The organism is Pseudomonas sp. GW821-FHT01A09 (assembly GCF_058986725.1).
Genome location: NZ_JBYSWB010000023.1, coordinates 66,068 through 78,755, shown reverse-complemented (window position 1 = coordinate 78,755; position 12,688 = coordinate 66,068). Strand labels below are relative to the sequence as shown.

11 protein-coding genes are annotated in these 12,688 nt (G+C 63.5%); 9 read left to right on the top strand and 2 right to left on the bottom strand.

Annotated elements, in window-relative coordinates; all coding sequences use genetic code 11:
• The first annotated feature begins 134 nt into the window (after positions 1-134).
• On the top strand, positions 135-1,574 hold the full coding sequence (gene cls, locus AC3WJP_RS22250) for a cardiolipin synthase (protein ID WP_493723091.1): 1,440 nt from the start codon (positions 135-137) through the stop codon (positions 1,572-1,574).
• 100 nt (positions 1,575-1,674) lie between these two features.
• Here the strand turns inward: cls and hisC are convergent, their stop codons facing one another.
• Both hisC and AC3WJP_RS22240 read right to left on the bottom strand, forming a co-directional pair.
• Entirely contained in the window at positions 1,675-2,799 is a 1,125-nt protein-coding gene (hisC, locus tag AC3WJP_RS22245; RefSeq protein ID WP_493723092.1) for a histidinol-phosphate transaminase, read from the bottom strand.
• Positions 2,796-4,019, bottom strand: coding sequence for an alpha-hydroxy acid oxidase (locus AC3WJP_RS22240; protein WP_493723093.1), 1,224 nt, complete (start codon positions 4,017-4,019; stop codon positions 2,796-2,798). Before AC3WJP_RS22240 ends, hisC begins: the two co-directional genes overlap by 4 nt.
• Positions 4,020-4,413: 394 nt before the next feature.
• On the opposite strand from AC3WJP_RS22240, the gene AC3WJP_RS22235 reads away from it, so the two are divergent.
• The 8 genes from AC3WJP_RS22235 (at position 4,414) to AC3WJP_RS22200 (ending at position 12,659) form a co-directional block, all read left to right on the top strand.
• Positions 4,414-5,418 carry an ABC transporter substrate-binding protein gene (locus tag AC3WJP_RS22235; RefSeq protein WP_493723094.1) on the top strand — a complete coding sequence of 335 codons (1,005 nt, stop codon included), beginning with the start codon at positions 4,414-4,416 and terminating at the stop codon, positions 5,416-5,418.
• Between the two features lie 62 nt (positions 5,419-5,480).
• Positions 5,481-6,320 carry an ABC transporter permease gene (locus AC3WJP_RS22230; RefSeq protein WP_493723095.1) on the top strand — a complete coding sequence of 280 codons (840 nt, stop codon included), beginning with the start codon at positions 5,481-5,483 and terminating at the stop codon, positions 6,318-6,320.
• The gene (locus tag AC3WJP_RS22225) at positions 6,317-7,081 is read left to right on the top strand and encodes an ABC transporter ATP-binding protein (RefSeq protein ID WP_493723096.1); all 765 of its coding nucleotides are present in this window, start codon (positions 6,317-6,319) and stop codon (positions 7,079-7,081) included. Before AC3WJP_RS22230 ends, AC3WJP_RS22225 begins: the two co-directional genes overlap by 4 nt.
• 24 nt (positions 7,082-7,105) lie before the next feature.
• Entirely contained in the window at positions 7,106-8,428 is a 1,323-nt protein-coding gene (gene hisD / locus AC3WJP_RS22220; protein ID WP_493723097.1) for a histidinol dehydrogenase, read from the top strand.
• 137 nt (positions 8,429-8,565) lie between these two features.
• A complete protein-coding gene (locus AC3WJP_RS22215; RefSeq protein ID WP_493723098.1) occupies positions 8,566-9,573 on the top strand; it encodes a zinc-dependent alcohol dehydrogenase in 1,008 nt (335 codons plus the stop codon).
• Positions 9,574-9,584: 11 nt separating this feature from the next.
• Positions 9,585-10,358: an SDR family NAD(P)-dependent oxidoreductase gene (locus AC3WJP_RS22210; protein ID WP_493723099.1), complete on the top strand. Its 774-nt coding sequence runs from the start codon at positions 9,585-9,587 to the stop codon at positions 10,356-10,358.
• 24 nt (positions 10,359-10,382) lie between these two features.
• Positions 10,383-11,675 (top strand): hypothetical protein, encoded by a 1,293-nt coding sequence (locus AC3WJP_RS22205; protein ID WP_493723100.1) that lies wholly within the window; start codon positions 10,383-10,385, stop codon positions 11,673-11,675.
• Between the two features lie 81 nt (positions 11,676-11,756).
• Positions 11,757-12,659, top strand: a complete 903-nt coding sequence (locus AC3WJP_RS22200) for a bestrophin family protein (RefSeq protein WP_493723101.1) — start codon at positions 11,757-11,759, stop codon at positions 12,657-12,659.
• The last annotated feature ends 29 nt before the right edge of the window (positions 12,660-12,688 follow it).

Here is a 12,688-nt window from a genome sequence, read left to right as displayed (position 1 = left end):
ATGGCAGTATTCGGCAAGATGCCGGATAAAGTTTTAGACGCGCAAAGCGCGATTGCGTTGCAGCGCCGAATAAATAGAGACATTGCCTTTCAGACGTGGTCTGTTAAGGCATCGACCCGCTTTCCAGGCCTGGCATGGATTATCACAGCCCCACGTTTTTTTACTACGTATTCGGCTTCATTCACCTGCTGGGGGTCGCCGCTGCCCTGCACGCCGTGTTCACGGTGCGCACCGCGCAAGGCTCGATCGCCTGGGCGCTGTCGCTGCTGTTCATGCCCTACGTCACGTTGATTCCTTATCTGGTGTTCGGCCGCAGCTCTTTCGACGCCTATATCGAGGCGCGTCGCCAGGCCAACCAGGAAATGCACACGGCCATCGCCGACCTCAACTGGCGCCCTTGGGTAGAGGAAGCACTGGCCGCGAAACAGTCCGATTCCTACGACTCGTTGCGCGCCATGCGCAAGCTGGGGCGCATGCCCTGCCTGGCGAACAACAAGGTCAGCCTGCTGATCAACGGCGATGCCACCTTCGATGCCATCTTCGCCGCCATCCGCGAAGCTCGCCAAGTGGTGCTGATCCAGTTCTTCATCATCAAGGACGATGCCATAGGCCGCCGCCTGCAGCAGGCGCTGTTGGAAAAGGCCTCCCATGGCGTCGAAATATACGTGCTCTACGATCAGGTCGGCAGCCATGCCCTGCCGCGTGAGTACGTCGAGACGCTGCGCAACGCCGGGGTCAAGATCCGCGCCTTCGCCACCCGCCGTGGCTGGCTCAATCGCTTTCAGGTCAACTTTCGCAACCATCGCAAGATCGTCGTGGTGGATGGACTGGTGGGCTTCATCGGTGGCCATAACGTCGGCGATGAATACCTGGGCAGCAATCCGCGGCTGTCGCCCTGGCGCGACACCCATGTGCAAATGCACGGCCCAGTGGTTGCCTCCCTGCAGGAATCCTTCGCCGAGGACTGGTTCTGGGCTTCACGCCGCCTGCCGCCGCTGATCCTGCCGGACACCTATCCGGACGAGGGCGTGCTGTGCCAAGTGCTGGCCAGCGGCCCGGCGGACCCGCAGGAAACCTGCTCGCTGTTCTTCCTCGAGGCCATCCACAGCGCCACGCGGCGCATCTGGATCACCAGCCCGTATTTCATCCCTGACGAGTCGATGCTGGCAGCCTTGCGCCTGGCGGTGCTGCGCGGCGTCGATGTGCGCATCCTGCTGCCGTCGCGTCCGGATCATCGTATCGTCTACGCGGCATCGAGCCTGTTCGCCTTCGAAGCCATCCGTGCCGGGGTGCACATCTATCGTTACAATCCGGGCTTCCTGCATCAGAAAGTGGTGCTGGTAGACGACGAAATCAGCGCCATCGGCAGCGCCAACCTGGACAACCGCTCGTTCCGCTTGAATTTCGAAATCATGCTGCTGACCGTGGATGCCGCGTTCGCGACAGAAGTGCAGACCATGCTCGAACGGGATTTCGCCGAGTCGCGCCAGGTGACCTTGGCGGATAGCAAAGAGGTGCGCCGGCTGCAGGTGCTCGGCATGCGCATCGCCCGGCTGATTTCGCCGATTTTGTAGCGAGGGGGCTTGCCCCCGATCAGCGCAGTGTCAGCCATGACGGGGGCGAGATAAGTTTTTTTTCGGGGGCAAGCCCCCTCGCTACAGAAGCGTACCCGCTTTACAGGGCCGCCAGACTCGCCGCCAACTGCTCCAGAAACATATCGTTATCCTCAACACTCCCCACCGACACCCGCAGGTAATCGGTATACCCCGCCTCGCGCCACGGCTTGACGATCACCCCACGCGACAGCAGTTGTTCGTTCACCGCATCTGCGGCAAAGGGCGTGGCGAAGAACAGAAAATTCGCCAGCGACGGCACCGGCTGCAACCCCATGCCCTGCAACGCCGCCATCATCCGCGCCCGCTCACTGGCAACATGGGCCAGCGTCTGCGCCAGGTGCGCCTCGTCCGCCAGCGCAGCCACCGCCGCCACCTGTGCACTACGGTTGACGTTGAATGGCGTGCGCAGGCGATCGATCAAGTCCGCCAGCAACGCATCGCTGACGATCCCGTAACCGACCCGCAAGCCCGCCAACGCGTAGGCCTTGGACAGCGTGCGCAACAGCACATAGGGCTTGCCGCTCGCCTCGAGCAGCGCCAGGCAATCGGGATAGCCCGGTGCGCCCTGGGCGTATTCGAAATAGGCCTCGTCGAATACGAGCAAGGTCTGCGGCCCGAGGTTATCCACAATGCGCTGCAATTCATCCACAGTCAGCGCGCTGCCCACCGGATTCGACGGGCAGGAGAACATCAGCAAGCGGGTGCGTGGCGACAGCGCGGCCAACAAGCCATCGACATCGATACGCAGGTCCGCAGTCATCGGCACGCCCACCACCTCGGCGCCCGCGGCCTGTGGATAAAGCAGATGCAAGCCGAACGACGGCAATACCGTGACCACTTGATCGCCATGGTCGAGGAATACCCGGCTGATGATCCCCAGCAGATCCTCCGAGCCGTTGCCGAACACCAACCGCGCCGGATCGAGGGCAAATTTCGCCGCCAACGCCTGGCGCAGCTCGGTACAGTTCGGATCGGGATACAGGCCCATCTGCTGCGCCTCGGCGGTGACTGCCCGCACCACATCGGGCGAAGGGCCGAAGTGGTTTTCATTGCTGCCCAGCTTGGCGATCCGCTCCAGGCCATAGCGCTCGCGCACCGCTTCGATGGACAGGCCGGCGTTATAGCTGGCGAGTTCGCGCACTTCGCGGCGGGCCAGGGCGTTGAGCCATTGATGATCGGTCATTGCAGATTCTCGAAAGCGGCGGGTTGTGGATAAGGGTGTTGTGGATAACCCCGTTGGAACAATTGGGCAGGATCAAGCCTGTGAATATCAGGGCTGCCCAGCAGCGTCATCGCCAGGCGCAACTCCTGGGCGAGCAAGTCCAGCGACTGCCCGGCGCCCTGCTCGCCCGCGACCGCGACGCCATACAAGGTCGCCCGCCCGAGCAACACCGCATCGGCGCCCAACGCCCGGGCCTTGAGGATATCGGTGCCTCGGCGAATACCCCCGTCGAGCAGGATCGCCAAGCGACCGCGCACCGCTTTAGCGATGGCCGGCAGCACCTCGATGCTGGCAGGCGAACCGTCGAGCTGACGGCCACCATGGTTGGTGACGACGATACCATCGAGCCCCAACTGCGCGGCGCGCTCGGCATCGGCAGGGTGCATCACGCCCTTGAGCAACAGCTTGCCCTGCCAGCGATCACGCAAGCGCTCGAGCGCCTGCCAGTCCAGGTCAGTACTCATCTGTTCGCTGATGAAATGCGCGGCCCCGGCGGCGTTGCGGGCATCCGGCGGCAGATACTGATCAAGGTTGCCCAGGCTCGGCATGCCGTGGGGCCACAGGGCCTGGCGCATCCAGCGCGGATGACAGAGCACGTCGAACTTGTTGCGCCAGGTGAGCTGACGCGGGCGGACGAAACTGCGCTTGTCCCACTCGCGATTACCCAGCAGCACCGCGTCCGAGGTCAGCAGCAGGGTCTGCACCCCCAGAGCCTCGGCGCGCTTGAGCAGGTCTTCCTGAATATGCGCGCCGCGCAGGCAATACAGCTGAAACCATAGGTTGACGTCCGGTACCGCAGCGACGATCTGCTCCATCGAACTGGTCGACACCGTGCTCAGGCAAAACGGCAAGCCCCGCGCCGTGGCGGCCTTGGCCAGGTGCACGTCGGCATCGCGATACAACATGGCGTTGTAACCGGTCGGGCCGATCAGCATCGGCAGGGCCAGCTTCTGCCCCAGCACCGACACCTCAGTGGCGGTGGCAGAAGCGGCCACCAAGGTGCGCGGGACCAGGCCGATATCAGCGAAAGCAGACACATTGCGCGCCAGGGTCAACTCGTCCTCGGCGCCACCGGCCAGGTATTCCCAGGCAAAGCGCGGTACTCGCCGCTGCGCCAGGGCAGCCATTTCGGCAATGCTACGCACGCGCAGGCAGTCTGTTCCGGTGTAATAACGTCGCATCGTTCAGGCAGGCTCGCTGAGGTGGGAAGGAGGAAGGGCTAGCTGTATATACCGCTAAAGCAAGTTGCAGACCAGTCCACGGGCGCAACCTTCTACAGCCCCGCAGGCGCGATAGGTAAGGACCGCCGATCGGCGTTCGCACAGCGCTTACTCGCACTCGATTAGGTCGTATTCAATGGAAATGCCCGTTATCAGCGCATCGGCGAATGAGTTTTGCACTCTCGGCAGTGCATCGCAACGGGATGTTGCAGCTCGCGGCAATAAAGGCTGCTAAGGTTTTCGACCGTCAGGGGAATAATGCGGCACGTAACCTGCTTACCTGTATATACCAGTCAAGATAGCTGTGTCGCACCTGCGCCGTACCCATACTCTCAATACCGAAGCGAGAACTGTCATGAGTCAGCTGCTGAAGAACGGAATGCGTAACGTGCTGGGTGCCTGTGCCCTGGCAATGGCCATCGGCGCAGTGGCCGCCGAGCCGACCGCGGGGATGAAAGTCGAAGCCGGAACCTTCAAGGTCGGTGTCGAACCTTGGCTGGGCTACGGCCAGATTCATGTCGCGGCAGCCCACGACCTGTTCAAGAAAGCCGGTCTGAGCGGCGTTGACGTGGTCAACTTCAGCGAAGACAAAGACATCAACGCCGCCCTCGCCAGCGGCCAGATCGACGGTGCCACCATCGCCACCCACACCGCCATGGGCATGGTCGCTGCCGGCCTGCCGGTGAAGATCGTGCTGCTGCTGGACCAGAGCATCACCGCCGACGCCATCATCGCCGCACCGGAGATCAAATCCATCAAGGACCTCAAAGGCAAGGAAGTCGCCTTCGAGGAAGGCACCACCAGCGACATCCTGCTGCACAGCGCCCTGGCCAAGGCCGGCATGCCCTGGAGCGATATCAAGCCAGTTCCCATGCCCGCTGCCAACGCTGGCAGCGCGCTGATCGCCGGGCGCGTACCGGTGGCCGTCACTTACGAACCCTATTTGAGCGCCGCCAAGCAGCAGAACCCCAAGGTCAACATGCTCTACAGCGGCAAGGATGACCCGGGCGTGATTTCCGACGTGCTGGTGGTCCGTGAAGAAGTGCTGGAACAACGCCCAGGCCAGGTGCTGGCGATGATCAAGGCATGGGACGCGGCGCTGACTAACTACAAGAGCAACACCAAGGCGGACCGCGCGGTGATCGCCAAGGCCGTCGGCGCTTCGACCGAGGAGCTGGAAAGCGCTTTCGACGGCGTGCAGTTCTACTCGCTCGCCGACAACCAGGCACAGCTGACCGGCAGCTTCACCACCGAGACCTTCCCGCACATTCTCAAGTCGGCCTCGGCGGCTGGCCTGGTACCGGTGCCGGTGGAAGCTGCGAAGATCATCGATTCGCGCTTCGTCAAAGCACTCAAATAATCCCTCAAGACACCGGCGGCGCCCTGCCGCCGGTTGCAAGCAACCGATTCAGGAAGCGTCACGTGAATACCAACCATGACCTTGCGGCAGCGACACCTCGGCGGCGCAAGCGCGGCAAGCTGTTCGTCATCGGTCGCCAACCGGAGCGATCCGGTTATCTGAGCATCTCCATCGGCGTATTCGTACTGCTCGCCCTGGCGTGGTGGGCCGCCACCAATCTGGGGCTGGTATCGCCCATCTTTCTGCCCAGCCCGCAAGCGGTGGGCCAGCGCCTGGCCAAACTCGCCGCGGACGGCACCCTGTGGACCGACCTGCAGGTCAGCCTGTACCGCATCGCCATTGCCTTCGCGATTTCGTCGGTGATGTCGATCGTCATCGGCGTGCTGGCTGGCTGCTATGGCTTCTGGAAAGCCTCAATCGAGCCCTTCGTCGATTTCGTTCGGTACATGCCGGTGGTGGCCTTCGTGCCGCTGACCATCCTCTGGAGCGGGACCGGCGATGTACAGAAATTCCTCATCATCTGGATGGGCACTTTCTTCCAGCAGGTACTGATGGTCATGGACTCGGTCAAACGCGTGCCGGGCGACTTCGTCGGTCTGGGCCGCACGCTGGGCATGAGCGACCGTCGCATCCTGATCAAGATCGTCCTGCCCAGCGCCTTCCCCGGCATCTGGGATGCGCTGCGCATCAGTCTCGGCTGGGCGTGGACATGGCTGGTGCTGGCCGAACTGGTAGCCTCCAACTCGGGCCTGGGTTATCGCATCACCGTGTCCCAGCGGTTCTTCCAGACCGACACCATCATTGGTTACATCTTGCTGCTGGGCGTGCTCGGGTTGATCACCGACCAGGCCATGCGCGCGGCTGAAAAAGTCCTGTTCCGCTACAACCGGAGGCGCCCATGAGCACCCTGACCATCCAAGGGCTGACCAAGACCTTCGTCACCGGCAAGCAGCACAAGCAGGTGCTCAAGGGCATCGACCTGACCCTGGCGGACAATGAGTTCGTGTCCATCGTCGGCACCTCGGGCTGTGGCAAAAGCACCCTGCTGTCGATCGCCGCCGGCCTCGAAGACTACGACGACGGCGCGGTGAGCGTCGACGGCCAGGTCATCGACGGTGCCGGCATGGACCGCGGCGTGGTGTTCCAGTCCTACACCTTGCTGCCTTGGCTGACCGCGCGGCAGAACGTCGAGTTCGCCCTCAAGGCGGCTGGCCGCAGCGCCAGCGAATGCCGCGAAATCGCCGACGAACACCTGGCCCTGGTCAACCTGAGCGCGGCCGCCGATGCCTTCCCCAATGAGTTGTCGGGCGGCATGAAGCAGCGCGTGGCCATCGCCCGGGCATTGTCCTATCGCCCCAAGATCCTCTTGATGGACGAACCCTTCGGCGCCCTCGATGCCATGACCCGACGGCAGATGCAGGAACTGCTCACGCAGGTGTGGGAAACCCACCGCCTGACCGTGATGTTCGTGACCCACGATGTCGAGGAGGCCGTATTTTTGTCGGACCGCATCGTGGTCATGGGCATTGGCACCATCAAGACCACCTTCGAGGTACCACTGCCGCGCCCCCGCCATGAAGAGCTGGCCAGCAGCGCGGACTTCATCGATCTGCAACGCCAGGTCCTGCGTTCGATTCGTGGCCAAGAGCCCGTACGCGCCTGACCCATTCGCTTAGAGAGGTTCATCATGCAACAGCCATCGTTCCACGACCTCAGCCAGGCCAGCGCCCTGCCCGTCGAATTGTTCAAGCGTACCGAGGCCGATCTGTCGTTCTTCGTCGAGAAGGTCAAGCCGATCATCGAGGCCGTGCGCACCGAGGGTGACGCGGCGCTGAAGCGCTTTGCCCGGGACTTCGACAAGGTCAGCGCCGAAGACATGTCGGTGCGTGCCGAGGAGAGCGAGTTCGAAGCCGCCTTCGCGCGCATGGACCCGGCCGTGATCGAATCGATTAAATACGCCGCAGAAAATATCTTCGCCTTCCACGAAGCGCAAAAGCCCGAGGAGATGTGGCTCAAGGAAATGCGCCCCGGTGCCTTCGCCGGCGACCGCCATGTACCGATCGACTCGGTGGCCTGCTACGTGCCGCGCGGCAAGGGCTCGTTCCCCAGCGTGCTGCTGATGACCACCATTCCAGCGGTCGTCGCTGGCGTGCCGCGCCCGGTGGTGATTACCCCGCCCGGCCCGGATGGCAAGGTCGACGACGCGACCCTGGTGGCCGCGCGCCTGGTGGGCATCAAGGAAGTTTACAAATGCGGCGGCGCCCAAGGCGTGGCGGCGGTGGCCTACGGCACCGAGAGCGTGCCCAAGTGCCTGAAGATCGTCGGCCCGGGCAGCCCCTGGGTGGTGGCCGCCAAGCGCCAGCTGTCCAACCTGATCGATCCGGGCGTACCGGCCGGCCCCAGCGAGAGCCTGATTCTCGCCGACGCCACCGCCAACGGTGAGCTGGCGGCGCTGGACCTGCTGATCGAATCGGAACACGGCCCGGACTCCTCTGCGTACCTGGTGACCAACAGCCGCGCCGTGGCCGAAGCCGCCATCGCCGCCTTGCCCAAGCTGTGGGCGCAGATCGACCCCAAGCGCGCCGAGTTTTCCCAGGCGGTGCTGTGCGGCGATCACGGCGGCATCGTGTTGACCAAGGACTTCGACACCGCCGTGGAATTCGTCAACGAATACGCGCCGGAGCACCTGGAGATCCTCGCCGAAGAACCGATGGCGGTAATGACCCGTATACGTAATGCCGGGGAGATTCTACTGGGCAACTTCACCCCGGTGACCCTGGGCAACTTTGTGCTTGGGCCGAATGCGGTGCTGCCGACCAACGCGGCGGCCAAGACCAACGGGCCGCTGTCGGTATTCGATTACATGAAGCGGATCTCGGTGGGTTACGTGACCCGCGCTGGTTATCCACAGCTGGCGGAAAAGGCCCACGGCTTTGCGGTGTACGAAGGCTTCAGTGCCCACGCGCTGGCGGTGTCGCCATTGCGGATGAAGATCATCGACGGGGAGTGATGCGACGCTTGTAGCGAGGGGGCTTGCCCCCGATCCGCAGTGCTTGAGACACGAAGATGTCGCGGGTGAAGTTTATCGGGGGCAAGCCCCCTCGCTACAGGGCGATACGCTCCTGCAGCCAATCGGAGACCAGAACAATGCAAGCCATCCGCTTTTACGGCAAAGGTGATCTGCGCCTGGAGGAGATTCCCGCGCCAGCCCCGCCCGAGGCCGGTTGGGTCACGCTGAAGGTGCGCGCCGCAGGCATCTGCGGCTCCGATCTGCACAACTTCCGCACGGGCCAGTGGATCTCGCAACTGCCTGTTACCCCCGGCCATGAATTCTGTGGCGAAATCACTGCCCTCGGCGCCGACGTCAAAGGCTTCGTCGTAGGTGAGCGTGTGGTGGTGGACTCACGCGCCAACTGCGGCGAGTGCGACTACTGCCAGCGCGCCCAAGGCAACCTGTGCCGGCACATGGGCTTCGTCGGTGAGGTCTGCGATGGCGGCTTCGCCGAGCAAAGCAACCAGCCGGTGCACCGCCTGCTGAAAGTCCCCGCCGGGATTTCCGACGCCGTCGCGGCCCTGTCCGAGCCCCTGGGCGTCGCCTTGCGCGTCATCGCCCGCCTGGAGGCCGAACCCGGGGCACCGGTATTGATCGCCGGCGGCGGCCCGATCGGTGGCCTCGCGGCATTGTTGCTGCGTGAACTGGACCAGCGCCCGGTGCTGCTGGTGGAACGCAATCACCAGCGCGCCGCGCTGCTGCAAGCGGTGGCCGGGGTCATCCCGGCGGCCCTCGACGCCGGGTTGATTCTCGAAGCCTGCGGCGGGCACGAACCGCGCTACTGCATCGAAGCCACAGGTTCAGGCATTGTCCTCAACCAGCTGGTGCACAGCGTCGCATCCGGTGGCCGTATCGCCATGGTCGGTTTGTTTCACGGCGACACCGTGGTCAACACCAATGCCCTGGTGGAGCGAGAGATCGATCTGGTGGGCTGCAGCGTGTTCCGCGACGAACAGCGCCAGGCGGTCGCCTTGTTGCCACGCCTGGCCGCCAAACTCGAACAACTGATCACCCCGCCCATCGGCCTGGCCCAAGTGATGGCAGCCTACGACCAACTGGCCGGCGGCGACAGCGATAAACTCAAGACCATCATTACCCCATGAGGACGGCTGCCATGAACCCGCTACTGGCGCGTTTCTCCCTTGAGGGCCAGGTTGCACTGATCACCGGCGCCTCCCGCGGCATCGGTCTGGCCTTGGCCAAGGGCCTGGCTGAAGCGGGTGCCAAAGTCGTGCTCGCCGCTCGGGACCCGACCACGCTGGCCAGCGCTCAGGCGGACATCCAGCGCAACGGCGGGCGCTGCTCGACGCTGGTGCTCGATGTCAGCGACTCGACCTCGCGCGAACGCGCCTTCGCCGAGCTGCTGACCCGTGAAGGGCGCCTCGACATACTCGTTAACAACGCTGGCGTCGAACAGGTGCAAGCGTCGCTGGAGCTGGAAGAAGCGACCTGGGACCTGATCGTCGACACCAACCTCAAGGGCGCGTTTTTCTGCGCTCAAGCCGCAGCCCGGCTGATGCAAGCCACTGGCGGCGGCAGCATCCTCAACCTCTGCTCGCTGACCAGCGAAGTCGGCGTGCCAGGCGCCATCCCCTACGGCGCATCCAAGTCGGGCCTGCTGGGCATGACCCGGGCCCTGGCCACCGAATGGGCGCCGCTGGGTATCCGTGTCAACGGCATCGGCCCGGGTTATTTCCGCACCGAGCTGACTGAGGTGTTCTACCAGAACGACGACTGGCGCGAGCGCATGCAGGCAAAAATCCCGTTGGCCCGCTTCGGCAATCTCGAAGACCTGACCGGCACGGCGATCTTTTTCTGTTCGCCCGCCGCCAGCTACATCACCGGCCAGGTGCTCTACGTCGACGGCGGCTATCTCGCCAGCATCTGACGCTTTATCCACAAGGACTTTTTCATGACTGTCGCCCTGCTCCCCCTCGCTGCCCAGGCCCGCACCCTTGCCCGCCAGGACGATTGGCAAGGCGCCCGTGCCTGCCTGCTGCAACTGGCCAGCGAAGTGATAGGCGTCGCCGCCACTGACCTGACCATCAACCGCGACCAATACAGCCTCAATTCGCTCAACGGCCGCGTGACCCTGGCCGATGGGCGCCAGCTGTTCTTCAAGTACCACAACGAAGAAGGCGAAGACAAAACCATCGAGGAGTACTACAACGCCGAACTGCTGCGCGACGCCGGTTACCGCGTCGACGTGCCGGTATACGCCTGTGGCGAGCCGGGGCGGCAGATACTGTTCTACAACCTGCGCAGCGATCTGCGCTTGGCCGACGCCTGTAGGGATATCGAAGAGCGTAAAGCCTGGGACGAGATCGGGCCCTTGGTGCAAGCGCAGCGCGAATACGACGAGGAAGGCCTGGCCGGTGCCCTGCGCACCCTGTCGCCAGGGGACCTGGCAGCCGTGTGCAAAGAGCCCGTGCATCAGTTGTTCCACCACCGTCTGGTAGGTGCCCATGCCGAGCCTGGATTCGGCGGCCGCGTGGAACGCTTCTACGTGGGCAAGACCTTCGCCTTCCCCGGCATCGATATCCCGTGGGAGGTGCTCAAGGATCTGCGCTGGAAGATCAACGGCGTACATTACCGCCACTCCCTGGCGCAGTTGTTCCACGCCAGCGGCCAGCGCCTGAACCCCGAGCGCCTTGCCGACCATGGCGTGGTGACCGCCCATGGCGATGCTCATAACGCTAACGTTTGGTACGAAACCCCTACGGGCAGCGCACCGCGCCTGGTGAGTTTCGACCCCGCCTTTGCCGGCCGACAGATCCCTGCGCTGCTGGCCGAGATCAAGGCGACGTTCCACAACATCTTTGCCCACCCGCTCTGGCTGTATGAGCCGGGGCGCGTGGCAGACGAGTATCAGGTCAAGGTCCATGTGGAAGGCGATGTGTTCCACGTGGAACACGACTGGCAGTTGACGCCGCTGCGCCGCGAATTTCTCGACAGCAAACGCGACCTCTACTGGCGTCCCTTGCTTGCCACATTGCGGGAGCGGGACTGGCTGCCTGAAGACTGGGAGCACGTGGTGCGCCTGGCAATCTTCTGTTGTCCGACGCTGGTGCTGGACTTGCGTGAAGGTGGCGGCAGCGGCCATACCGCCCACAGTTCGGCATTGGGCCTGGCGCTGGCGGTGATGTGCGGCAGTGCACCGGAGCAGGGCGAGGACGTGATGACGCAGTGGCTGGGCGCGCTCTAGCCCCTGACGCTGGAGGGCGGCGGACGGCCCCTCCTCCAGCGGTTACACTTGTGCACCTCTCCCATAGCGGTGTCGACTCCCTTGATCATTCGCCCCCAAAACCTCTCCACCCTGACCTTGCTGTTCGGCCTCAAGGGCTCCATTGTCCCGGCCATCTGGCGCAAAGTGCTATTCACCGTGCTGATCAGCTCGGCAGTGGTCGCCATCCACGGCACGCTGTTCCACTTCAAGGTCATCCTCACCGCCACACCTTTTACCCTCTGGGGCCTGACACTGGCGATCTTCCTCGGCTTTCGTAACACCGTGGCTTATCAGCGCTTCTGGGAAGCCCGCACGCTCTGGGGTGAATTGACCATCGTCAGCCGCAACCTCACGCGCCAGAGCCTCAGTCTGCTGCCGGAGCTGGGCGCAGAACAGCGTCGATACCTGGGCCAGGGCTTGATCATGTTCAGCCACGCGTTGAAGAACCATCTGCGCGGCGACCCGCAGCACGAACCAGCCCGGCAATGGCTAGGTCACACCACGCCGAAACAGAACCTGCCGAACGCGGTATTGGGTGAGCTCGGCAAGGGCTATATGAATGCCGTGCGCGATACCCAAGCGGGCACGGCAGCGCAGCTCAATATCGATCAGCAATTGACGCGTCTGTCGTATGTGCTGGGCGGCTGCGAACGCATCAAGGGCACGCCGATCCCTTACCCCTACATCCTCATGCTGCACCGGGTGGTGCATGTGTACTGCTTCCTGTTGCCGTTCTGCCTGGTCGACGCCATCGGTTGGTTCACGCCGTTCGCGGTGTGCGTGCTGGCCTATACGTTTTTCGGGCTGGATGCGCTGGGGGATCAGATCGCCGATCCGTTCGACAAGCAACCCAACGATCTGCCGCTGGATGCCATGTGCCGGAATGTGGAGATTGCGGTGCTGGAGTTGCTGGATGAAGAGGCGCCGCAGCCGCTGCAGGCGAAGGATGGGGTGTTGCTGTAAGTCGGAGGGAGGGATCGGGGGCAAGCCCC

What these genes read in the sequence shown, in the direction of transcription:
- AC3WJP_RS22215 (WP_493723098.1), top strand. Translation starts at nt 8,566, where the DNA reads ATGCAAGCCATCCGCTTTTACGGCAAAGGTGATCTGCGCCTGGAGGAG.
- cls (WP_493723091.1), top strand. Translation starts at nt 135, where the DNA reads ATGGATTATCACAGCCCCACGTTTTTTTACTACGTATTCGGCTTCATT.
- hisC (WP_493723092.1), bottom strand. Translation starts at nt 2,799, where the DNA reads ATGACCGATCATCAATGGCTCAACGCCCTGGCCCGCCGCGAAGTGCGC.
- AC3WJP_RS22240 (WP_493723093.1), bottom strand. Translation starts at nt 4,019, where the DNA reads ATGCGACGTTATTACACCGGAACAGACTGCCTGCGCGTGCGTAGCATT.
- hisD (WP_493723097.1), top strand. Translation starts at nt 7,106, where the DNA reads ATGCAACAGCCATCGTTCCACGACCTCAGCCAGGCCAGCGCCCTGCCC.
- AC3WJP_RS22210 (WP_493723099.1), top strand. Translation starts at nt 9,585, where the DNA reads ATGAACCCGCTACTGGCGCGTTTCTCCCTTGAGGGCCAGGTTGCACTG.
- AC3WJP_RS22235 (WP_493723094.1), top strand. Translation starts at nt 4,414, where the DNA reads ATGAGTCAGCTGCTGAAGAACGGAATGCGTAACGTGCTGGGTGCCTGT.
- AC3WJP_RS22225 (WP_493723096.1), top strand. Translation starts at nt 6,317, where the DNA reads ATGAGCACCCTGACCATCCAAGGGCTGACCAAGACCTTCGTCACCGGC.
- AC3WJP_RS22205 (WP_493723100.1), top strand. Translation starts at nt 10,383, where the DNA reads ATGACTGTCGCCCTGCTCCCCCTCGCTGCCCAGGCCCGCACCCTTGCC.